The sequence below is a fragment of the Streptomyces sp. NPDC059906 genome (assembly GCF_042730645.1).
Taxonomy (GTDB): Bacteria; Actinomycetota; Actinomycetes; order Streptomycetales; family Streptomycetaceae; genus Streptomyces; species Streptomyces rubrogriseus.
In genome coordinates, this window is sequence record NZ_JBHWKU010000012.1 from 203,941 (window position 1) to 227,015 (window position 23,075).

Annotated in this window: 15 protein-coding genes; 6 read left to right on the forward strand and 9 right to left on the reverse strand. The window is 73.3% G+C overall.

Annotated elements, in window-relative coordinates; all coding sequences use genetic code 11:
• A complete protein-coding gene (locus tag ACFV9J_RS20400) occupies positions 1 to 6,948 on the forward strand; it encodes a glycoside hydrolase domain-containing protein (protein ID WP_385356092.1) in 6,948 nt (2,315 codons plus the stop codon).
• A gap of 75 nt (positions 6,949 to 7,023) precedes the next feature.
• Here the strand turns inward: ACFV9J_RS20400 and ACFV9J_RS20405 are convergent, their stop codons facing one another.
• The 6 genes from ACFV9J_RS20405 to ACFV9J_RS20430 form a co-directional block, all read right to left on the reverse strand.
• A complete protein-coding gene (locus ACFV9J_RS20405) occupies positions 7,024 to 8,319 on the reverse strand; it encodes an MFS transporter (protein WP_385356093.1) in 1,296 nt (431 codons plus the stop codon).
• Positions 8,316 to 9,179, reverse strand: coding sequence for an ABC transporter ATP-binding protein (locus ACFV9J_RS20410; protein WP_385356094.1), 864 nt, complete (start codon positions 9,177 to 9,179; stop codon positions 8,316 to 8,318). The genes ACFV9J_RS20405 and ACFV9J_RS20410 overlap by 4 nt, the downstream gene beginning before the upstream one ends.
• A complete protein-coding gene (locus tag ACFV9J_RS20415; protein WP_385356095.1) occupies positions 9,176 to 10,228 on the reverse strand; it encodes a FecCD family ABC transporter permease in 1,053 nt (350 codons plus the stop codon). The genes ACFV9J_RS20410 and ACFV9J_RS20415 overlap by 4 nt, the downstream gene beginning before the upstream one ends.
• Positions 10,225 to 11,268 (reverse strand): FecCD family ABC transporter permease, encoded by a 1,044-nt coding sequence (locus ACFV9J_RS20420; RefSeq protein WP_385356097.1) that lies wholly within the window; start codon positions 11,266 to 11,268, stop codon positions 10,225 to 10,227. Before ACFV9J_RS20420 ends, ACFV9J_RS20415 begins: the two co-directional genes overlap by 4 nt.
• A complete protein-coding gene (locus ACFV9J_RS20425; RefSeq protein ID WP_385356099.1) occupies positions 11,265 to 12,311 on the reverse strand; it encodes an iron-siderophore ABC transporter substrate-binding protein in 1,047 nt (348 codons plus the stop codon). The genes ACFV9J_RS20420 and ACFV9J_RS20425 overlap by 4 nt, the downstream gene beginning before the upstream one ends.
• A 243-nt stretch (positions 12,312 to 12,554) precedes the next feature.
• Positions 12,555 to 13,325 carry an AraC family transcriptional regulator gene (locus tag ACFV9J_RS20430; RefSeq protein WP_385356100.1) on the reverse strand — a complete coding sequence of 257 codons (771 nt, stop codon included), beginning with the start codon at positions 13,323 to 13,325 and terminating at the stop codon, positions 12,555 to 12,557.
• Positions 13,326 to 13,444: 119 nt separating this feature from the next.
• Between ACFV9J_RS20430 and ACFV9J_RS20435 the strand changes: the two genes are divergently transcribed.
• The gene (locus tag ACFV9J_RS20435; RefSeq protein ID WP_385356101.1) at positions 13,445 to 14,413 is read left to right on the forward strand and encodes a HAMP domain-containing sensor histidine kinase; all 969 of its coding nucleotides are present in this window, start codon (positions 13,445 to 13,447) and stop codon (positions 14,411 to 14,413) included.
• Between the two features lie 316 nt (positions 14,414 to 14,729).
• Complete coding sequence (locus ACFV9J_RS20440) at positions 14,730 to 15,794, forward strand: biotin/lipoate A/B protein ligase family protein (protein WP_385356103.1); 1,065 nt, start codon at positions 14,730 to 14,732, stop codon at positions 15,792 to 15,794.
• Positions 15,795 to 15,810: 16 nt separating this feature from the next.
• On the opposite strand, the gene ACFV9J_RS20445 is transcribed toward ACFV9J_RS20440, so the two are convergent.
• Both ACFV9J_RS20445 and ACFV9J_RS20450 read right to left on the reverse strand, forming a co-directional pair.
• Positions 15,811 to 16,485 (reverse strand): response regulator, encoded by a 675-nt coding sequence (locus tag ACFV9J_RS20445; RefSeq protein WP_385356104.1) that lies wholly within the window; start codon positions 16,483 to 16,485, stop codon positions 15,811 to 15,813.
• Positions 16,482 to 17,642 (reverse strand): sensor histidine kinase, encoded by a 1,161-nt coding sequence (locus ACFV9J_RS20450; protein WP_385356106.1) that lies wholly within the window; start codon positions 17,640 to 17,642, stop codon positions 16,482 to 16,484. The genes ACFV9J_RS20445 and ACFV9J_RS20450 overlap by 4 nt, the downstream gene beginning before the upstream one ends.
• Before the next feature lie 167 nt (positions 17,643 to 17,809).
• On the opposite strand from ACFV9J_RS20450, the gene ACFV9J_RS20455 reads away from it, so the two are divergent.
• The 3 genes from ACFV9J_RS20455 to ACFV9J_RS20465 all read left to right on the forward strand — a co-directional run bounded on the left by ACFV9J_RS20455 (position 17,810) and on the right by ACFV9J_RS20465 (position 21,408).
• Positions 17,810 to 18,823 carry a carboxymuconolactone decarboxylase family protein gene (locus ACFV9J_RS20455; protein ID WP_385356107.1) on the forward strand — a complete coding sequence of 338 codons (1,014 nt, stop codon included), beginning with the start codon at positions 17,810 to 17,812 and terminating at the stop codon, positions 18,821 to 18,823.
• 144 nt (positions 18,824 to 18,967) lie between these two features.
• Entirely contained in the window at positions 18,968 to 19,624 is a 657-nt protein-coding gene (locus ACFV9J_RS20460; RefSeq protein ID WP_385356108.1) for a hypothetical protein, read from the forward strand.
• Positions 19,625 to 19,779: 155 nt separating this feature from the next.
• Positions 19,780 to 21,408 carry a right-handed parallel beta-helix repeat-containing protein gene (locus tag ACFV9J_RS20465; protein WP_385356109.1) on the forward strand — a complete coding sequence of 543 codons (1,629 nt, stop codon included), beginning with the start codon at positions 19,780 to 19,782 and terminating at the stop codon, positions 21,406 to 21,408.
• Positions 21,409 to 21,420: 12 nt separating this feature from the next.
• Here the strand turns inward: ACFV9J_RS20465 and ACFV9J_RS20470 are convergent, their stop codons facing one another.
• Positions 21,421 to 22,977 (reverse strand): NCS1 family nucleobase:cation symporter-1, encoded by a 1,557-nt coding sequence (locus ACFV9J_RS20470; protein WP_385356110.1) that lies wholly within the window; start codon positions 22,975 to 22,977, stop codon positions 21,421 to 21,423.
• Between the last annotated feature and the right edge of the window lie 98 nt (positions 22,978 to 23,075).

Here is a 23,075-nt window from a genome sequence, read left to right on the forward strand (position 1 = left end):
ATGCCCGACAGATCCAAGAGACCGCCGATACGGTCGTCCAGTCCACGGGCCGCCCTGCGGGCCACGGTCGCGGCGGTGCTCGCCGGGGCACTCGGCCTGGCCGCGCTGACGGGCGGCGGCACCGCCGTCGCCGTGCCCGTCACGAAGGCCTCGCCCTCGACCGGCGAGGCGTCCGGCGCAACGGACTACACGAAGCTCGTCGACCCGTTCGTGTCCACCGCGGGCGACGACGGCAACGACCTTCCCGGCGCCCAGGCGCCGCACAGCCTGGCCAAGGTCAACCCGATGACGACCCCGGGCCGCAACCACTCGGGGTACGACTACAACGAGGACCACATCGCCGGGTTCACCGCCACGAACCTGGACGGCGTGGGCGGTTCGGGCGGCGGCGGCGACCTGCTGGTCGTCCCGACCTCCCAGCAGTACGACAGCCGCCCGGCCACCGGCACGTACGCGCACCCCTACAGCCACGACGACGAGAGCGCGACGCCCGGCTCCTACCGGGTGGGGCTCGGGTCCCCCTCGGGGACGATCGACGCCGAGATGACGGCGACGACCCGCACGGCGCTCGAACGGTACGCGTTCCCCGCGGGAGCGCGGCCCCAGCTCGTCCTCGACCTCGCCAACAACTTCACCAGCCGCACCCGCGCGACCCTGGACGCGACACGGCTGAAGGACGGGACGACCGCGATCAGCGGCCAGATCGCCGGATCGTTCAACGGCGCCTCGTACCGCCTGTACTACTACGCCACCACGAACGTCCCCGTGACCTCGCTGCGCACCTGGGGCGACGACGGCGCGCTGGGCGACGCGACGGCGCGGGACGGCACCGACACCGGCGCCGTCCTCGGGTTCGACCCGGCCGACGGCGATGACGTCGAACTGCGCGTCACGCTGTCGCCGATCAGCGCCGAACAGGCCGCCACCGACCAGCACGAGGAGGTCGCGGGCCGCACCTTCGAGGAGGTGCGCGCGCGGACGAAGGCGGACTGGAACCGCACGCTCGGCGCCGTGGCGGTGGAGGCCTCGAAGAAGGCCGACCCGGACTCGACGCTCACCAAGCAGTTCTACACGCACCTCTACCGCATGTACGCGCTGCCGGTGAACGCCACCAGCACCAGCGGCACCTACCGCGGCGTCGACGGCGCCGTGCACAAGGCGAACGGCTTCACGTACTACGACGGCTGGTCCACCTGGGACGACTTCCGCAAGTACTCGGTCGAGGCCTACATCGACCCGGCGACCTACCGGGACATGGTGCAGTCCGCGGTCATCCTCTTCGCCGACGCGCACGCCGCGGGCAAGAGCCTCGGCAGCCTCACCCACTCGGTGCCGACGGTGCGCTGGGAACGCTCGGCCGTGGTGATCGCCGACGCCCTGTCGAAGGGGTTCAAGGACTTCGACCGGCTGGACGAGGCGTACCCGGCGCTGAAGTCGTACACCGGCTACTACACCGGCACGCAGCTGCGGCAGGGCTACATCGCGGGTGACCCCGGTACGACGGTCCAGCGCGGCTACGACCAGTGGGCGCTGTCCGTCATCGCCGACGCGCTCGGCGAGGACGCGGACGCCGGGAAGCTGCGCGAGCAGGCGACGATGGCGACCGACAACCTGGTCAAGCCCGGCGCCTGGACCGCGGCCGACGGCACCGAGGTGGGTCTGCTCACGCCGCGCGACGGCGAGGGCGACTGGCAGCAGGTCGACTACGAGAAGTTCGAGGAGGCCAGGCTCTACCAGGGCACCCTGTGGCAGTACCACTGGTACGACGCGTACGACATGGGCGGCCTCATCGAGGCCATGGGCGGCGAGAAGGCCGGCCGGGCCGCGATCCGGCACATGTTCGGCGAGGACTCCGACGCCGACGACGGCTCGACCATGCTGCACTCCAACGCCAACGAGATCGACCTCCAGGCCCCCTACCTCTTCAACTACGTCGGCGAGCCGAGCCTGACGCAGAAGTGGGTGCGCGCCATCTACACGGGTGAGACCTGGAACCGGTACATCGCGACGGGCTCCACGAACGAAGCGCCCAGCTCCGGCGGCGAGTTCAGGCCGCCGGTGAAGACCAAGGCCTACGAACTCGCCCCGGACGGCTTCCTGCCGACCATGGACAACGACGCCGGCACCATGTCGACGATGTTCGTCGCCGCCGCTCTCGGGCTGTTCCCGGTGACCGCGGGCTCCAGCCAGTTCCAGATCGGCAGCCCGTTCTTCGACTCCACGACGATCACCTACGCAAGCGGCGCCGAGTTCACCGTGGAGGCCGACGGGGTCTCGCCGGACGACTACTACGTGCAGAGCGCCTCTCTGAACGGCAAGCGGTTCTCGAACACGTGGCTCGACTACTCGCAGATCGTGGCCGGCGGCACCCTGAAGTTCGACATGGGCTCCGAGCCGTCGTCCTGGGGCGCCCGCACCGAGCCCGCGTACTCGCTGAACACCGACTCGGGCGACGGTGACGACGACCACGGGCCCGGCAGGGGCACGACCGTCGTCTCCGCCCGCCCGGAGACCGTCCGGACCGCCGCGGACGGCACCGTCGACGCGAGCGTCCGGCTCCGGCTGTCCGGCAGGGCGTCGTTCGCGGCGCGGAAGGGCACCAGCCTCACCCGGACCGGCGCGGCGAGCGTGACCGGCCTCCCGGCCGGGGTCACGGCGGACCTCCGGGTCACGGGCAGGCGCACCGCGTCGCTGAAGCTCACCGGCACCACGAAGACCGACGCGCGCTTCGGCATCACCTTCCGCGACCGGGCCTTCCCGCACGGCATACCGGCCTCCACGGTGACCGGCACCGGCGTGTCCGTGACCGACCCGCTGGTCGTCTCGGCCGCGGCCGTGCACCGGGGCAGCCTCGCCGCGCTCGTCGACGAGGCCTCCCTGGTGCGCGAGGGCAACTACTCCGACGGCTCCTACGGCGTCTTCCGCACGGCGCTGGAGCGCGCGCGGACCGTCCTCGCGGACTCCGCCTCCGCCACCGGCACGCTCATGGCGGCGCACGACGCGCTGCGCTCGGCCGTCGACGCGCTCACCCTGGACGAGGGCGGTTACGCCGTCCTCCAGGCCGAGGACCCCGACCGGATGGAGGGTCCCAGCCTCGTGAAGGAGGCGTACTACTCCGACGGCGACCTCGGCGGCGTCACCGAGGGCGCCTGGGAGCAGTACACGGACCTCGACTTCGGCGGGGTCGCCCCGCGCAGCGTCTCCGTGCGCTACGCCAACTCGCAGGCCGCGGCGGCGGAACCGAGCAGCGTGGACATCCACGCCGGGGACGCCGACGGCCCCGTCGTCGCCACCGTCTCCCTGCCCGGGACCGGCGGCTGGCAGTACTACACGACCGTGCGGGCGGCGGTCTTGGACCCGCAGGCCCTGCTGGAGGCGTCGGGCGCGACCTTCGTGTTCCACGCCCCCTCGGGGCGGCAGTGGGTGTCGAACTTCGACTGGTACCAGTTCTCGCCCGAAGCGGCGCCCTCGTCCTCCCCGATCACCACACTCGCGACGCTCACCACGGCCAACACCACCTCGACCGGGGACGGTTCACTCCCGCTGAAGCTCTCGGGCGGCGTCTTCGAGAACGTGACGAACGGCGCGTGGGCCCAGTGGCGGGACACCGACCTCGGTGACGGCGCCGACACCGTCACCGTCAGCTACGACAAGCCCCGCTCCCGCGCGGCGTCGGACTCGCACCTCGAACTGCGCCTGGGTGCGAAGGACGGCCCGACGGCCGTCACCGTCCCGCTCGACTACACCGGCTCGGGCTGGGGCACCGTGGCGGACACGAGCGCGCGGCTCGACCCGGACGTCTTCGAGGGCACCCAGGACGTCTACGCCGTGTTCGTCTCCAGCACCCAGACCGACGCACAGCCCTATGTCGCCAACGTCCACTCGCTCACCCTGACGCGGCAGGCGGACGCCCCGGTGGTGTTCGACGCCACTGCCTTCGAGGGCGACAGCGGCGGCGGGCTGAAGAGCGAACCGGCCACCTGGAGCGGCGCGGGTTCCGCCACCAGTCTCGGCGGCACCTACGACGGCGCCTGGCTCGACTACGGGGACGTCGACTTCGGCGACTCCCCCAAGAACACCGTCACGCTCACCTACGTCAACAACTCGGCCCGCTGCGGCACCGGTTCCGCCGTCCAGCTCTACCTGGACTCCTTCGACCCGGACGCCCCCGGTATGCCGTACGCGACCCTCCCGCTGCCGGTCACCGGCAGTTCGTGGTCGTCGGGCGGGACGACCAGCCTGACCCTGCCCGAGGCGATCACCGGCACGCACGCCGTGCACCTGCGACTGACCACGAACGCGGACTCCTCGCACCCCTATGTCGCCAACCTCGGCCAGGTCACCTTCGACCGTGTCGAGGCGCCCGCGCCGACGGATCTGTCCGCGCTGCGCAAGGCGGTCGACCAGTACGAGGGCCTGGCGGAGGACGCGGACCGGTACGGCACGATCGACTTCGGGGTGTTCCGGCGCGAACTCGCCGCCGCCCGCGACCTCCTCGGTGCCGAGGACGCGACACAGCTCGAGGCGGACCTGCGGACCCGGAGCCTGACGCTGGCCGCGAACCAGCTGGTGCCGCTGCCGAGGCTGCGGCTGGAGAGCCTGGTCGCCACGGCGTCCGCTCTCGCCGACGAGCGCTACACGGACGCCTCGTGGAAGGCGTTCACCACGGCGCTCACCGCGGCGAGGACGGCCGTGGCGGACGAGGCCGCCACGGACCGCACCCTCACCGAACGGTACGCGGCCCTCGACCGGGCCAGGTCCTCGCTCACCACGAAGCGCAGGACGGTGCCGGCCGCGCCCGACGCGGTGTCCGCGGCCCCTTCCGGCACCAGTGTGAAGGTCACCTGGTCCGCACCCGAGGACGACGGCGGTTCGCCGGTCACCGGCTACGAGATCACGCTCAGCGGCGGCCGGCAGGTCGAGATCGCCGATCCGGACAGCCGGAGCACGGTGTTCACCCGGCTGAAGGACGGCACGTCGTACACGGCGCGGGTCCGCGCGGTGAACGCCCTCGGCGACTCCCCCTGGAGCGCGACGACGCAGCCCGCCGTCACGGGCGACAACAGGCCCCAGACCCCGACCGTCACGGGTGTGGTCACCGACGGCGAACGGGTCCGGGTGAACTGGCGGCCGGCCGGCGACGGCGGCTTCCCGGTGGTGGGCTACACCGTGGCCCTCGACGACGGAACCACCGCGCACGTCTCCGGCACCACCTCCACCGCGGTGCTCACGGCGGCCGGCGGGGCGAAGGCCCACACCGCCACCGTGACCGCGGTGACCCGGGCGGGCAGCTCGGACGGCCCCGGGGCGACGGTCTCCACCGCCCCGGCCACGTCCGCCGCCTCTGCCGCCTCTGCCGCCTCTGCCTCCGACCCGGCGGAGTACGAGCCGTCCCCCTTCCCGGACGACACGCTCGACGCCGCCTACGCCTCGGACACGTGGCCCGAGACCGGGGACGGGTCCGACTGGTTCACCCACCTGCTCTCCGGTTTCGACGACCTCGGCCCCGCCACGCTCGGCGCCAACTCCGAGGTGCCCGCGGGCACCCCGCTCGGCGCCGAGAACGACAGGATCACCGTCAGCGTCAACAATGCGGCGACGCGGCAGCAGGTCGACCGGGCCGAGGTGGACGCGTCGAACAGCGCCACCGTCACGATGGCCGACGGCCTCGGCTCCCGGCTCGGCCCGCTGTACGGCGAAGCCCTGAAGGAGGGCCGCCTGCCCAAGACCAGCGCGCTGTTCTCCCGCGTCAACGAGAATCTGGACACCCACGACGCGGCGAAGAAGCACTACCAGTACCTGCGGCCGTACGTGCGGCTCGGCTTCGCCGGGGACGGCGGCGCGGTCTACGAGTCGCAGGACAGCTCGTACAGCGGCCTCGCCGGCCAGGGCTCGTACCCGAGCGGTCACACCTACGGCGGCTACGAGGCCGGGACGATCCTCGCCACGCTGCTGCCCGACCTGGCGCCGTCGATCCTCGCGCGCAGCTCGGAGTACGGGGACAACCGGATCGTCCTCGGGTTCCACTACCCGCTCGACGTCATGGGCGGCCGGATCACGGCCCAGGCCACGGTCGCGCACCGCTGGGCGGACCCGGAGTTCGCGAAGCTGCTGCGGCAGGCCCACACCGAGATCGAGAACGTGCTGCTCGCACGGTGCGAGGAGGAGGGCTACGGCGACACCCTGACGGCCTGCGCGGGCGATCCGTACGCCGGGCTGAGCACGGCGCAGCAGGTCGACCGGTACACCCAGCGGCTAACCTACGGGTTCTCCCGTACCGGGGAGGCGGGGCAGGCCCTCGACGCGCCGTCCGACGCGGCGGCGCTGCTGATCACGGCCTTCCCGGACCTCACCGAGCGACAGCGCGCCCAGGTCCTGGAGCAGACCGCGACGGACTCGGGGTACCCGCTCGACCTCACCGGCTCCGGCGGGCCGGGCTGGCAGCGGATCAACCTGGCGGCGGCGATGGCGGCGGACGTGGTCGTGAACACCGACGGGTCGGTCACGGTGACCGGCTTCCCGGACGCGACCGAGGCCAGTGTGGCCGAGGCCGCCGCGATCACCGTGGGGGGCGTGCGGCTCGACGGGTTCGACCCGGACGTGAGCACCTACGTCGTGGACTGGCCGAGGAACAGGCGGATCCCGGCCGTCGGTGCCGTGACGGCCGCGTCGGGCGCGCGGGTGAAGGTGACGTCCGGCAGCTCCACGGTCTCCTCCTCCCAGCGCGGGTTCAGCACCCGCACCCTCGTGGTGACCTCGGCCGACGGTGAGTTCACCCGCACCTACACGGTCGGGCTCCGGCCAACGGAGCGGCACCCGCACCGGCCGGGCGCGCTCTGGGACACCGGCGGTGGGACGGCCGGTGGCAGTGGCGGCGGGGGCGGGGGCGGTGGCGGTGGTGGTGGTCTCTGGTCACCGGCCCGCGAGTGGGAGCGGGCTGTGAACTGACAGCGAGTTGACCGCGGCCCGACCTCGGTGCACCGCCCCGTCACGGCACGTCCGTGGCGGGGCGGTCCGTCGTTCTCACGTCGGGGTCGGCTCCTCGGCGCGCGGTCCGGCGCCCTCCCGGGCGCGGCGCAGGGCGTCCTCGTCGGTGCGGGCGTCGTAGCCGACCAGCCGGGGCAGGGCGGCGGTGAGCAGTCCCACGGCCGCGACACAGGCCACCCCGCCGGTCCAGATCGCCGGGCGGGCGCCGGTCCAGCCGGCCATCGCGCCCGCGCGGACCTGACCGAGCTGCGGCCCGATGCTGTAGGAGAGCACCTCGATGCCGGCGAGGCGGCCGCGCAGCCGGTCGGGGATGGTCTGGTTCCAGATGGTGGTGCGGCCCAGGCCGCTGAGCATGTCCCCGGCGCCCGCCAGCGCGAGGCAGGCCAGCACGAGCCAGATCTGCGAGGTCCAGCCGGCCGCCGCGACCGCCAGTCCCCAGCCGGTGGCGCCGAACACCACCAGCAGGCCGTGCCTCCGGGTCCGGGACACCCAGCCGCTGGTCAGGCTGACCACCAGGGAGCCGACGGCGCCCGCCGAGTACATCAGGCCCAGCGCCCAGTCGGCGTCCAGCTCGTCGGCGAGGAAGGGGAAGATGGTGTTCGGGAACGCGAACAGCATCGCCGCCAGGTCGATCGCGTACGTGCCCAGCAGCACCGGCCTGGACCAGGCGTACCGGGCGCCCTCGGCGATCCCGCGCAGGGAGGGCCGGGCCGCGTGCTCGACGGGCGGCACGGGCGAGAGCCCGCGGCACATCAGGACCGAGGCGCAGAAGCAGACCACCGTGGTGGTGTAGGCGGGGACGTTGCCCGCGTAGGCGACCACGAGGCCCGCAAGGGCGGGTCCGGCGATGGCGCCGGCCTGCCAGCGCAGGGCGTTCAGGGCCGCGGCGGCGGCCAGCTGGTCGTGCGGCACGATCCGGGCCAGCAGCGAGTCCAGGGCGGGGCGTTGGAGACCGGCCAGGGCCGCCACCCCGCCCGCGACCACGTACAGCGGCCAGAGCAGGGGCCGCGGCAGCAGCGCGTTCACGAGCAGGACGGCCGCGAGGAGTCCGAGGCCCGCCTCGGTGAGCACGATGACCCTGCGCCGGTCCACGGCGTCGGCGAGCGCCCCGCCGTAGAGGCCGAAGACCACCAGGGGCACCAGTTCGACGGCGCCCATGACGCCGACGGCCAGCGGGGAGCCGGTCAGTTCCTTGATCTGGAGCGGCAGCGCGATCAGCGCCATCACGCTCCCGAGGTAGGTGACCAGCCCCTGCACCCACAGGAGCCGGAAGTCGCGGGAGGAGCGCCAGGGCGCGAGGTCCGGCAGCAGGGCGGTGAGCTTCGAGGTCATGACCTTGCTCCGCCGTCCCCGTCGGCGACCGCGGTGGTGGTCGTGGTGGCGGCCGCGGTGGCGGTCGTGTGGTGGCGGCCGATCGGCAGGACGAGGGGCTTGCCGGAGACCGGGTCCTCGATGACGCGGCTCTCCATGCCGTACACGGAGCGCACCGTGTCCTCGGTCATGACGTCCCGGGTGGATCCGGCCGCGTGCAGCCCTCCGGACGCGAGGGCGATGAGCCGGTCCGCGTAGCGCGCGGCGAGGTTGAGGTCGTGCAGGACCATGACGATGGTGGTGCCGCGGGTCCGGTTGAGGTCGGTGAGCAGGTCGAGGACCTCGATCTGGTGACTGATGTCGAGGAAGGTGGTGGGCTCGTCGAGCAGCAGCAGGTCGGTCTGCTGGGCCAGCGCCATGGCGATCCACACCCGCTGGCGCTGGCCGCCGGAGAGTTCGTCGACGGCGCGGTCCATCAGGTCGGTGGTGTGGGTGGCCTCCAATGCGGCGGCGACGGCCGCGTCGTCCTTGGCCGTCCAGCGGGAGAAGGCGCGTTGGTGCGGGTGGCGTCCCCGGCCGACCAGGTCGAGGACGGTGATGCCCTCGGGGGTGACCGGCGACTGGGGCAACAGGCCCAGGGTGCGGGCGAGTTCCTTGGCCGGGGTGCGGTGCACCTCCTTGCCGTCGAGCACGACGCGTCCCGCGCGGGGGGCAAGCAGGCGGGACATGGAGCGCAGCAGTGTCGACTTGCCGCAGGCGTTGGCGCCGACGATGACCGTGATCCGCCCGGCGGCGAGGGTCAGGTCCAGGCCCTCGATGACGACGCGGTCGCCGTAGCCGAGGGTGAGGTCCTCGGTGGACAGGGTGTGGGACGCGGTCACAGTGAGCCTCCGGTCCGGTTGGTGCGGACGATCAGGTAGACGAGGTAGGGCGCGCCGAGGACGCCGGTGACGACGCCCACGGGATAGCGGGTGTCGAAGGCGTACTGGCCGGTGAAGTCGGCGACCAGGACGAGCAGGGCGCCGACCAGTCCCGCGGGGACCAGCAGGGAGCCGCCGGTGCCGACCAGCCGGGCGGCGATCGGGCCGGAGAGGAAGGCGACGAAGGCGATCGGTCCCGCGGCGGCCGTCGCGAAGGCGATCAGCCCGACGGCGGCGACGATCACGACGACGCGGGTGCGTTCGACGCGGACGCCGAGCGCGGAGGCCGTGTCGTCGCCGAGGCTGAGGGCGCTCAGGTTGCGGCCCTGGGACAGCAGTACGGGGCAGAGTACGAGCACCGCGAGGACGGTGGGCACGGTCTCGTCCCAGGTGGTGCCGTTGAGGCTGCCGGTGAGCCAGCGCATGGCCTCCTGGAGGTCCCACTGGCCGGCCTGCGACAGGACGTAGGAGGTGACGCTGTCGAGCAGGACGGAGACGCCGATGCCGATGAGGATGAGCCGGGTGCCGGCGACGCCGTCGCGGAAGGCGAGGGTGTACACGAGCAGCGCCACCCCGAGCGCGGCGGCGATCGCCACGACCGACACCTCGGTCCCGCCCAGCGAGAAGATCACGATGGCGATGGCCGCCGCGGTGCTCGCGCCCGCGCTGATGCCGATGATGTCGGGGCTGGCGAGCGGGTTGCGGAGCATGGTCTGGAAGGTGACGCCGGCGATGCCGAAGCTGAGTCCGGCGCTCAGCGCGAGCACCGCGCGCGGCAGCCGCAGTCTCCCCACGGTGAAGGAGGCGCCGGGCACGTCCTCCCCCATGACCACGCGCAGCACGTCGTGGGCCGGGTAGAAGGTGTGCCCGGCCATCAGGGAGGTGACGAAGGCGGCGGCGACGAGGACCAGCAGGGTCAGGACGAGGAGCCGTCGCCGCAGGGCGCCGCGGACGCGGGTGCGGGTGACGGTCCGCAGCGTGGCCGGGGTGTCGACGGCGGGGGCGCTCACAGGGATCTGACCTTCTGTCGGCGGACGATGTGGATGAAGAAGGGGGCGCCGAGGATCGCGGTCAGGATCCCCACGTCGATCTCGGAGGGCCGTGCCACGACCCGTCCCACCACGTCCGCGGCCGTGAGCAGGACGGCACCGCCGAGTGCGGACAGCGGCAGCAGCCAGCGGTGGTCGACGCCGGCCAGGAGGCGGCAGGTGTGCGGCACCAGGAGGCCGACGAAGGCGATCGGACCGGCGACGGCGGTGGCCGCGCCGCACAGCACGACCGCGCCCAGCGCCGCGACGGCCCGCACGACGGCCACGCGTTCGCCGAGCCCGGCCGCGAGGTCGTCGCCCAGGGCCAGCGAGTTCAGGGCGCGGGCGCTGGCGAGGCAGAGCACGAACCCGGCGGCGAGGAACGGCACGACGCTGCCGAGCTGCCCGTAGGAGGCACCGCCGACGCCGCCGATCTGCCAGAGCCGGAAGGTGTCGGAGATGTCGTTGCGCGGCAGGACGACCGCGCTGACCAGGGAGGCGAGCGCGGCCGAGATGGCGGCGCCGGCCAGGGCCAGCTTCAGCGGGGTGGCGCCGCCGCGGCCGAGCGAGCCGACGGCGTACACGAACCCGGCGCTCAGGGCGGCCCCGCCCATCGCGACCCAGACGTACCCGGCCGCCGACGCGAGCTGGAAGTGGGCGATGCCGGTGACCACGGCCAGCGAGGCGCCCATGTTGACGCCGAGGATGCCGGGGTCGGCGAGCGGGTTGCGGGTGACGCCCTGCATGACGGTGCCGGACAGGCCCAGGGCGGCGCCCACGACGACGGCGAGGAGGGTGCGCGGTACGCGTTTGGCGACCGCCGCCTCCTCCAGGGTGTCCTCGGCCCCGCCGAGCGCCGCCCACACGTCGGACCAGGCGACGTCGCGGGAGCCGAGGGCGAGGGAGGCGGTCATGACGACGAGCAGGACCGCCGCGAGGACGAGGAGCCATGTCACGCGCACGCGCGCCGAACGCCGTATGGGGAGGGCGTTCGGCGCGCGCAGGGTCCCGGTGGCGATCACGCGGCCTTGTCCGCGGCCGCGGCGAGCGCCTTCACGTAGTCGTCGAGGACGTACGGGATGGACAGCGGGGTGGGGTTGGCGGCGGTGGCCAGCGGGCTGCTGCCGGGGAGCAGGTAGATCGAGCCCTGCTTGACGGCGGTGAGCTTCGAGGTGAGCGGGTCGCTCTTGAGGGCCTTGAGGAGTTCGCCCTTGTCGTCGCCGTAGCCGGTGACGATGTCGACGTCGTTGAAGTCGTCGATGCGCTCGGCGCTCTTGGTGAGCACGAACTTCTTGGTGTCCTTCGACGGCCCCGAGACGCTGGCCGGGATCTTCATGCCCAGGTCGGTGAAGAACTGGGTGCGGGTGTCGTGGGTGGTGTAGAAGCCGACCTCGCTGACGTCCTTGGAGGACACGTGGGTCATGAACATCGCCGACTTCCCCTTGATCCCGGGGTACTTGGCGACCGTCTCGGCGATCTGCCCCTCCAGCTCGCCGATCAGCTCGTCGCCCTCGTCGGCGAGGCCGATGGCCTTGCTGTTCAGCCGGATGATGTCGCGCCACGGGGTCGCCCAGGCGGCCTCGGGGTAGGCCACCACGGGAGCGATCTCGCTGAGCGTCTCGTAGTCCTGCGCGGTCAGCCCGGAGTACGAGGCGAGGATGACGTCGGGCCGGGTGTCGGCGACGGCCTCGAAGTCGATCCCGTCGGTCTCGTCGAACAACACCGGTGTCTTGGCGCCGAGTTCCTTCAGTCGGTCCTCGGTCCAGGGCAGTACGCCGTCCCCGTCGTCGTCGCCGAAGTTGGCCTTCGCCATGCCGACCGGGACGACGCCGAGGGCCAGCGGCACCTCGTCGTTGGCCCAGTTGACGGTGGCGACGCGCTTCGGCTTCTCGGGGACGACGGTGGTGCCGAGCGCGTGCTTGATCGTCACGGGGAACTGCCCGGCGGCGTCGGCCCCGGCGGCGGCGCCGTCGGCCTTGGGGTCGTCGTCCTGGCCACCGCACGCGGTGAGGCCGAGCAGGAGGGCCGCCGCGAGGGCGAGTACGCGAAGGCGGGGTGTTCTCATCGACCCGGTATTCACTTTCAGGGAGGAGGGCACGGGAAGTCCGGCAGAGTCAGTTAGGTAAGGCTTACCTGAACTCGCCCGCTCAGACTAAGCAGCCCGCGCACCCGTAGCAATCGAGCCTTTTCGACAGCGGTTGTAGCGATCGGGACACGGGTGCGGCCGACGCGCTACGGCGACGGTGCGGCCGGCGTGCGACGGTGACGGTGCGGCCGGCGTGCGACGGTGCGCCAGGCGCGCCCGCCCTCAGCGCGCCCGGAACCTGCCCGGGGTGGTCCCCGTCGTCCGCCGGAACGCCGCTCCGAAGGCGCTCGCCGAGCGGTAGCCCACCGCGTCGGCCACCACGTCGACCTCGAACCCGCGCGCCAGCAGCCGCACGGCGTGCTGCGCCCGGACCGAGGCGACCCAGCGGGCGAAGCTCGTGCCCGTCTCGGTACGGAAGGCGCGGGTCAGGGTGCGCTCGCTGCGGCCGAGGACGCCGGCCCAGGCGGTCAGGGTGCGCTGGTCGGAGGGATCGGCCCGGACCGCGTCCACGATCGGCCGCAGCAGCGCGGACGTGGGCAGGTGCACCAGCAGCGCCCTGGGTGAGGGCCGCAGCACGTCCAGCACCATGGCCTCGGTGACGTCCCGGGAGCGCGGCGGCAGGTCCGGCTCCCCCAGCCGGTCCAGGAGCAGCCTGAGCAGCGGGGTGATGTCCACGGCCACCGGCTCGTCGGGCAGCGCCGAGACCGTGACGTGCCGGAAGAAGTGGGCGCGGTAGGAGGTTCCGGCGACGGCGGAGGCCGAGTGCAGCTGCCCCGCGGGCATCCACAGACCGAGCGTCGGTGTGATGCACCAGACCTGGGAGCCGACCACGGCGGTGGACGCGCCGTGGGCGTTCCAGAGCAGTTCGTGCCAGGGGTGGGAGTGCTCGGTCCAGGTCGTGTCGGCGGCGACGACCTCCTCGTACGCCTTGATCACGAACGAGACGTCCACCTCGCCGGCGGCGAGCGCCGGCAGTTCCCTGGTGACACGCATGCGGCCCAGGCTAACCGGCGGGGCCGCCGGTCCCGTCCGGCCGGTACACGGCGCTGCGGGCCGGAAATGGGTGTGCGAACCGATGGACGCCCGTGGCGCGCGTCCCGGACGCTGCTGCGGTGCCCCTGTTCTGGAGAATCTCGCTGTTCAACTCGGTGGTGCTGATCGCGGCGACCGCGTTGCTGCTGGGACCGGTCACCGTGTCGACCCCCGTGCTGCTCACCGAGGCCGCGATCCTCACGGCCGGCCTGGTGGTCATACTGATCGCCAACATCCTGCTGCTGCGGATCGGCCTCGGACCGCTGCGCCAGCTCGCGCGGGCCATGACCACGACCGATCTGCTGCGGCCGCGGGTCCGCCCCAAGGTCGACGGCGACGGCGAGATCGCCGAGCTGATCACCACCTTCAACACCATGCTCGACCGGCTGGAGGCCGAACGCGCCCTGAGCGCCGCCCGCACGCTGAGCGCGCAGGAGTCGGAGCGCCACCGGGTCGCCCAGGAGCTGTACGACGAGGTGGGGCAGACCCTCGCCGCCGTGCTGCTGGATCTCAAGCGGGTCGCGGACCAGGCGCCCGACGAGGTGCGTGAGCAGCTCTCGCAGGTGCAGGAGACGACCCGGGCCAGCCTGGACGAGATCCGCCGCATCGCCCGCCGGCTGCTCCCGGGGGTCCTGGAGGAGCTGGGCCTGGGCAGCGCCCTGAGGTCGCTCTCGGACGAGTTCACCGGGCCTTCGCTGACCGTGCGCCACGACATCGCCGCCGGCCTGCCCGGTCTCGGCGACAACGCCGACCTGGTGCTCTACCGGGTCGCCCAGGAGGGACTCACCAACGCGGCCCGGCACTCCGGGGCCCGCCTGGTGCTGCTGTCCCTGGAGCGGTCCGGTGACGCCGTCCGGCTGCGGGTGCGGGACGACGGCCGGGGCTTCGACGACTCGGGTGGGACCGCCGAGGGCGCCGGGATCCGGGGGATGCGGGAGCGCGCCCTGCTGATCGGCGCCGACCTCGCCGTCGGCCCGGCGCGCGGGGGCGGCACCGAGGTACGGCTGACCGTGCCCGTCGGCGACCGGGTGCCCGCCCGTGTCGCGTGACCGCCCGGCCCGGGGAGGGCGGAGCGGGGCCCGAAAAGGCGGAGCGGGGCCCGGGAGGGCGTGGCCAGGCCCGGGAGGGCGTGGCCGGGCACGGGAGGGCGTGGCCAGGCACGGGAGGGCGTGGCCGGGCACGGGAGGGCGTGGCCAGGCACGGGAGGGCGTGGCCGGGCACGGGAGGGCGTGGCCGGGCACGGGAGGGCGTGGCCGGGCACGGGAGGGCGTGGCCGGGCACGGGAGGGCGTGGCCGGGCACGGGAGGGCGGGAACACACCGGTCGGGCGCGCTGTTGTCGCCGGATGCGGAACGGAGGCGGAACGGTGCACGGTGAATACAAGATCCCCGGCGGCAAGCTGGTCGTCGTGGACGTGGCGGCCGAGGACGGCGTGCTGCGGCACGTGCGGGTGGCGGGCGACTTCTTCCTGGAGCCGGACGAGGCGCTGGACGCCGTGAACCGCGCGCTGGAGGGCGCCCCGGCGGACACGGACGCGGCGGGGCTCGCCGCGCGGATCGACGCGGCGGTGCCCGAGGGCCCCGTCATGTACGGGCTGACCTCGCAGGGCGTCGGCATCGCCGTGCGCCGCGCGCTGGCGCACGCTACGGACTGGACGGACTACGACTGGCAGCTGATCCACGAGGGACCCGAGCCCCCCGCCCTGCACATGGCCCTCGACGAGGTGCTGACCGCCGAGGTCGCCGCGGGCCTGCGTCCGCCGACGCTCAGGGTCTGGGAGTGGGGCGCCCCCGCGGTGATCATCGGCAGTTTCCAGTCGCTGCGCAACGAGGTGGACGCCGAGGGCGCCGCCCGGCACGGCATCGAGGTGGTCCGCCGGATCTCCGGGGGCGGCGCGATGTTCGTGGAGCCCGGCAACACGATCACCTACTCCCTGTCCGTGCCGGAGGCGCTGGTGCAGGGCCTGTCCTTCCAGGACAGCTACGCCTACCTCGACGACTGGGTGCTGGGCGCGCTCGGCGAGATGGGCATCCGCGCCTGGTACCAGCCGCTGAACGACATCGCCACCGACCAGGGCAAGATCGCGGGCGCCGCGCAGAAGCGGGTCGTGGGGCCCGGGGGCGGGCCCGGTGCCGTGCTGCACCACGTGACCATGTCGTACGACATCGACGCGGACAAGATGCTCCAGGTGCTGCGGATCGGGCGGGAGAAGATGTCCGACAAGGGCACGAAGTCCGCGAAGAAGCGGGTGGACCCGCTGCGCCGGCAGACGGGCCTGGCGCGCGAGGCCGTGATCGAGCGGATGATCTCCTCCTTCGGCGGGCGGTACGGGCTGTCCCGGGGCAAGGTGACGGACGAGGAGCTGGCGCGGGCCCGGGAGTTGGCGCGCACGAAGTTCTCCTCCGCCGAGTGGACCGCGCGGGTGCCCTGAGGCCCTCCTGCGCCTCCTAGGCCGTACCGCGTACCGCGACCAGGCCCGACTCGTAGGCGAACACGACGAGTTGGGCCCGGTCCCGGGCGCCCAGCTTGGTCATCGCACGGCTGATGTGCGTCTTGGCGGTCAGCGGGCTGATCACCATGTGGGCGGCGATCTCCTCGTTGCTCAGGCCGCGCGCCGCGAGCGCGGTGACCTCGCGTTCGCGGCGGGTGAGGGCGTCCAGGCCGGGCGCGGTCGACCGGTCCGGGGGCCGGGCGACGAACTCGCCGATCAGGGTGCGGGTGACCGACGGGGAGAGCAGCGCCTCGCCGTGCACCACCACGTCGATGGCCTGGAGCAGGTCGGCGGGCTCGGTGTCCTTGAGGAGGAAGCCGCCGGCTCCCGCCCGCAGCGCCTCGAAGACGTACTCGTCGAGGCCGTAGTTGGTGAGGATGACGACGCGTACGGCGGCGAGGGCCGGGTCGGCGGCGATGCGCCGGGTCGCCTCGATGCCCGACATCACCGGCATCTGTACGTCGACCAGGGCCACGTCGGGCACCTGGGCCCGCACCAGCGCCACCCCCTGCTCCCCGTCGGCCGCCTCGCCGACCACCTCGATGCCCTCCTCGGCGTCGAGCAGCGCCCGGAAACCGGCCCGCATCAGCGCCTGGTCGTCGACGAGCACGACCCGGACGACGCCGCTCATGCCGTCTCCCCCAGCGGGAGCCGTGCGCGCACCGAGAAGCCGCCCTCCGCGCGGGGGGCGGCGCGCAGGGTGCCGCCGAGGGCGCTGACGCGCTCGTGCATGCCGGTCAGGCCGGTGCCGGGCACCGGCGGGCGGTCCGGATCGGCGGCCCCGTCGTCGTCCACGCCTATCGTCAGCTCCCCCATGTGTTCCCCCGTCCGGTCCGTCGTGTGATCCGTCGTGTGATCCGTCGTGTTCCGGGTGCCGTAGTCGATGCGGACCCGCACCTTCGCCGGTCCGGCGTGCCGCGCCGCGTTGGTGAGGGCCTCCTGCACGATGCGGTAGGCGGCCCGGTCGACGGCCCGGGGCAGCGGCCGCTCGTCCCCGGTGACCGTGAGATCGACGGCGAGCCCCGCCGCACGGGCCCGCTCGACGAGCAGGGCCGGGGTGCCGGCCGGTTCGTCGGCCCGCAGCACCTGGAGGGCGGAGCGCAGCTCGCGCATCGCCTCGCCACCGGCCTCCTGGATGGCGAGCAGCGCGGGCGGCACCTCGTCACCGCGTTTGCGCGCCAAGTGGACGGCGACGCCCGCCTGGAGCTTCACGATGGAGATGCTGTGCGTCAGCGAGTCGTGCAACTCGCGGGCGATCCGCAGCCGTTCCTCCCCGGCGCGGCGCAGGGCCGCCTCCTCCCTGGTGCGCTCCGCCTCCAGGGCACGCTGTTCGGTCTGGCGCAGGTACGCCTGCCAGTTCCGGTCGGCGAGACCGGTCACCACGGCGCACAGGAACCAGCCGGCCAGCAGTCCGGCCCGTTCGGCCGCGTGCTGCGTGCCGGGGCCGGTGGCCACGTACCCGGCCAGGAACACGGCGCCGCCGGCCGCCGCGAGGCCCCGGTGGCCGACCCGGGCCGCGGTGTGCACGGCGCCCAGGACGGGCAGCGCGGACAGCGGGCCGGGGTGCGCGTGCACGACGTACGCCGTGCCGAGGACGGTGGCGGCGGCCAGCACCGCGCGCGGGGCGGCGCGGTGGAGGGCGAGCGCCGCCGAGGCGAGGACGACGAGCACGTGGTCGAGTGCCGTGGTGTCGTCGTCGAAGGCGGCGACCGCCGTGCCGAGGGCGCCGACGACGGCCGCGAGGACCACGTCGGCGAGCCGTCCGCGATCGATCCGACGCCCACTCATGCCCGCACCCTATGCGTCCCGGCCGGCACTCGCGTCGGCCCTGTGGACGGCTTGCGGACTACTCCCGGCGAAGTAGTCCACCACCCGGCCGGGCCCCGGCGGCGCAGTGCCGACCGCATCCGGCGGTACGACGACGCCGGGCACCCCGGCGGCGCACCCTGCTGTCCATGCCCACACCCTTCCGTCACACCGAACCGCTGCCCCCGAAGGCGGCCACCGGCCACGTCGCCGAGGTCTACGCACAGGCCGCGCGGGACTTCGGCATTCCCGAACCCGCCCCGTTCGTGGCCCTCTCCTCCGCGCCCGCGCTCGTCGCCCCGGCCTGGGCGCTGATGCGCGAGTCCCTGCTCGCCGGTCCCGGCGACCGCACCGGCAAGGAGGTCGCCGCCTTCGGGGTGTCGCAGGCCAACAAGTGCCGGTTCTGCGTGGACGCGCACACCATGCTGCTGCACGCCACCGGCGACCACGCCCTGGCCGAACGGCTGGCCGGGGGGCGGGAGCCGGCGGACGAGCGGCACGCGCGCGTACTCGACTGGGCGCGGCGCACCCGCGTTCCGGGTGCGGCGCGCGAGATCCGCCCGTTCCCGCCCGAGGAGGCTCCCGGCTACCTCGGCACCGTGCTGGCCTTCCACTTCATCAACCGCGTCGTGTCCTCCCTGGTGACCGAGACGCTGCTGCCGGCCGGCGCGCAACGCCTGCGCCCGGTGCGGAGCCTGGCGGGCCGCTCGCTGTCCCGCACCGTGCGGCGAACCGCCGTACCCGGCGCCTCGCTTCCCCTGCTGGACGACCCCGGCCGGGGACCGGCGTGGGCGGCCGGGACACCGGTCGGCCCGGCGTACGCGGCGCTGAGCTCCGCCGCCCCGATGGGCGCCGGTCTCCTCGACGCCGACGACCAGGACCTGGTACGCGCCACGCTGCGCGACTGGGACGGCTCGCACCCGCCCCGCACGCCGGACCCGTTCCCCGACCGGAGGGAGCGGCCCGGCGCACGGCTGGCGCTGCTGGCCGCGCTCGCGCCGTACCGGATCACGGACGCGGACGTCGCGGCGTGGCGCCGGCCCGAGCACACCGACCACTGCCTGGTGCACCTTGTCGCGTACGGCGCGTTCGCCGCCGTGGACCGCATCGAGACGGCCCTGACCGCCCCGACCGCCCGCCCCGCCCCTCGCGAGACCTCATGACCGCCGTCACCGCCTCCCATCCGTCTGCGTCACCGCCCGGCCACGCACCGAGTTCGCCCTTCCGCCCCACGGGGACTCGTGTGACACTGGCGTCCCGTCCGCAGTGCGGGCACCCTCCGCACCGTCCCCCACGAGAAGTGCGCCGTGCGTTCTCTTCCTCTGCCGCTCGCCCTGACCGCCCGTCTGGCGCCGGTCGCCGTGCTCGCCACGGCCGGCTGGGCGCTGTCGTCCGGGCCGGACACGTCACCCGCGGCGAAGGAGAAGACGCCGCCCGACACCACGAACAGATCGGCGTCCGCACCGGCGACGGAGGCGGCGGCCAAGACGTACGCCACCGCACCGGCACCGTGCGAGAGCCTGGCCGACAAGACGGTCACCTCGCTGGTGCCGGGGGCCAAGGCGGCCGGCAAGGAGATCCCGTCCACGGACACCAAGGTGCGCCGCACCTGTTCCTGGAACGCGCTCAAGGGATACGACTACCGCTGGCTCGACGTCTCCTTCGAGGTGATGGCGACGGACGAGGCGGCCCAGAAGTCGTACAAGGAGCGCGTCGCCGACCGCAGCGGCGGCGGCGACGTCCCGGGCCTCGGCGACGGCGCCTACTCCGTCGTCAACCTCACCACCGAGGACAAGCAGCAGACCCGCGAGGGCACGGTACTGGTCCGCGCCGCCAACGCCCTGGTGATGATCACCTACAACGGCAGCGACTTCGAGTCGAAGAAGGCCCCAGGGACGACCGAGATCAACAAGGGCGCCATCAAGGCGGCCAAGGAGGCGGTGGCCGCCCTGCAGGACGGCTGAGCCCTCTCCCGGCGCCGTGGGCCGGACGCGTACGGTCCACGGCGCGCCCTCGTCAACTCGGGTGGCAGGATGGCCACGCGGCCCGACGCGTCCGTCCCGGCTCGAGCGCCGTGGCCGCACCCCGTGCCACGACACTCCCCGGAGGAAGACACCCCATGGACAGACGCGCCCTCATGCTCGCGACCGGCGGCCTCTTCGGCGCCGTCGGTGCCGCCCAGGTGACGGCGGCTCCGTCGGCCGTCGCCGCCGGGACGGACGCCGCGACCGGCCCCGTCTTCGACGTGCGGGCCCACGGGGCGGTCGGTGACGGCGTCACCGACGACACCGCGGCCTTCCGGCGGGCGCTGGCCGCGGCGCGGGAGGTCCCGGGCGGCGGAGCGACGCTGCTGGTACCGGCGGGCAGTTACCCGCTGGGGGAGTCCCTGCTGCTCGGTCAGGGCATGACCGTCCGCGCGCATGGGGCCCTGCTCTTCCGCACCGGCAACACCTCGGCCCTGGTGAAGAACTACACCGGGGGCATGCCCGCGGTCGGCGGCTACGGCGGGGTCGGCAACATATCCGTCCACGGCGGCACCTGGGACATGCGCGGCAGCCGGTTCACCTCGACCTGCCCCGCGTTCGTCTTCACCCACGCCGACGGCTTCACCGTCCGCGACGTCACCGTGCTCGACGTGCCCGAGGCACACGCCGTCGAACTCAACGCGGTACGGCGGGTCAGGATCACCGACTGCCTCTTCGACGGGGTGTACGTGGCGCCCGGCGTGCCGGCCGTGCCCAACCGGCACGAGGCCGTGCAGATCACCGGCGCGACCAACGTCTACAACCTGCCGGCGCCCGACTACGACGGCACCCCCTGTGAGGACGTGCTGATCTCCGGCTGCACGATGCGCAACTCGTCGCCCGGCAACGCTCCTTTCGACGCGCTGTGCGGCGACCACTACGTCGCGTCCGCCGACTCGCCCCGCCCCCTGCACCGGAACATCCGCGTGCTCGGCAACAGGGTCGAGAGCAGCGGCGCGTACGGCGTCCGCGCCACCGACTGGCAGCAGTCGGTGATCGCCGGCAACACGATCGACTCGGCGGCGGTCACCGGCATCTACGTCAGCTCCGGTTCCGGCAACCCGCTCCATGACATCGCGGTGACCGGCAACACCGTGCGCGGGACCGGCACCGGGGGCGCGATCGTGGTGTCCAACACCGGTACGGGGCGCAACAGTTCGTTGGTCGTCAGCGACAACCTCGTCCGCGGGGTGGACGGCGAGACCGGCATCTACGTCGGGCAGACCGACGGGGTGTCGGTCACCGGCAACACCGTGGCCACGACCCGCCACCCGTCCGGCGGGAACGCCCAGGGCATCCAGCTCCAGGGCTGCCCCGACGCCCTGGTCACCGGCAACCACCTCTCGGACGTCGACGGTGACGGCATCGGCGTCGACAGCGGTTCGACCGGAGCGCTGATCGCCCAGAACACCGTGCTGGACCCGGCCCGCAACGGTATCTCGGCCGCCTCCTCCGACATCGCCCTGCGCGACAACCGGATCACCGGTGCGGGTTCGGCCGGGACGGCGGGCACCTACGCCGTCCGCGTCGGCGGGAACGCCGTGAACGTGTCGTGCCGGGGCAACGTGTCCCGACCCGGCGAGGGCGCCGGCGCCGAGGCGGGCATCGCGGTGATGGCCGGCTGCCGGGGTGCCTGGGTCACGGGCAACGATCTGCGCGGCTGGGGGACGGCGGCGGTTCTCGACCGCGGCACCGGGACCGTGTCGACCGACAACCTGGGCTGACCCGGTCGGTGATCAGGTGGAACGGTTGAGGCTTGCGGTCGCGTCGGCGCCGGGCCGGGTCGCCGGGAGCAGCCGCATCAGGATCAGGTAGAGCACCAGGGACGTGCCCAGGCCCACCGCCCAGCCGTAGTCGGCCAGCGGTTCGAGGAACGGTACGGGGCGGCCGTCGACCAGGGGGTGGAAGTCGGCGCCGCCGATGGCCAGGACGCCGCCGATGACGAAGGCGAGGACCGCCCGCCAGTTCCAGCCGCCGTCGTACCAGTAGCGTCCTCCCCTGCGGTACAGGTCGACGAGGTGCAGCCGGGCGCGGCGCAGGATCCAGTAGTCGGCGATGAGGATGCCGGCCACGGTGCCGAGCAGGCCGCCGACCAGGCCGAGCCAGGTGAAGATGTAGCCCTGCGGGTCGGAGTACAGCTTCCACGGGAAGATCAGTACCGCCAGGACGGACGTGATGAGCGCGCCCGTCCGGAAACTGACCTTGCGCGGGGCGACGTTGGAGAAGTCGAAGGCCGGGGAGACCAGGTTGGCCGCGATGTTCACGGACAGGGTGGCCACCAGGACGGTGACGAGGGCGAAGAGCAGGCCCACGACGCTGTCCGTCTTCGCGGCGAGCTGGACCGGGTTCCAGATCGGTTCGCCGTACACGGCCTGGCTGCCCGAGGTGACCATCACGGAGAGGAAGGCGAACAGGGTCATCGTCGTGGGCAGGCCGAGGGCCTGGCCGCGGGTCTGGGCCTTCTGGCTCTTGCCGTAGCGGGTGAAGTCCGGGATGTTGAGGGACAGGGTGGACCAGAAGCCGATCATGCCCATCAGGGAGGGCCAGAACAGCTTCCAGAAGTCGCCGCCCCAGCCGAGCTTGGAGGGCTGGTCGAAGAGCGGGCCGAAGCCGCCCGCCTTGTCGGCCATCCACCAGAGCATCACGAAGGCGCCGACGAGGACGAAGGGCGCCGCCCAGTTCTCGAAGCGGCGGATGGTCTCCATGCCCCGGTAGATGATGGCGACCTGGAGCGCCCAGAAGATGGCGAAGGACAGCCACATGGTCCAGGCGTGGCCGCCGAACGTCCCCGCGTTCGTCCAGCCGTCGCCGATCAGCTTGCCGGCCAGGAAGTAGATCGCCTCGCCGCCGATCCAGGTCTGGATGCCGAACCAGCCGCACGCCACCAACGCCCGTACGACGGCGGGCAGGTTGGCGCCCCGGATGCCGAAGGAGGCGCGGGCGAACACCGGGAAGGGGATGCCGTACCTGGGTCCGGCGTGTCCGGTGAGCAGCATGGGCGCGAGCACGATGAGGTTGGCCAGGGCGATGGTGAGCACCGCCTGCTTCCAGTCCATGCCGACCGCGATGAGACCGGAGGCGAGCGTCCAGGAGGCCGTGTTGTGGGCCATGCCGACCCACAGGGCGGAGAAGTTGTACGTGGTCCAGGTGCGCCCCTCGACGGGGACGGGCAGCAGGTCCTCGTTGGCGTAGGGGCCGCTCGGCGGCGGGGAGCCGGGGGCGAGCTCCACGCGCCCGTCGGGGAGGGTGACTTGGGCGGACGGCGGTATGGCCGTGGGCGCGGTGTCGGTCATGGGCAGGCCAATCATGCGGTGGGACGGGAGAGGCCGTGCGGGCGGTGCCGAGGGGGGTGCGCGGTTGCGCCCTGGGGCCCGCCCCCGGGTGCGGGGCG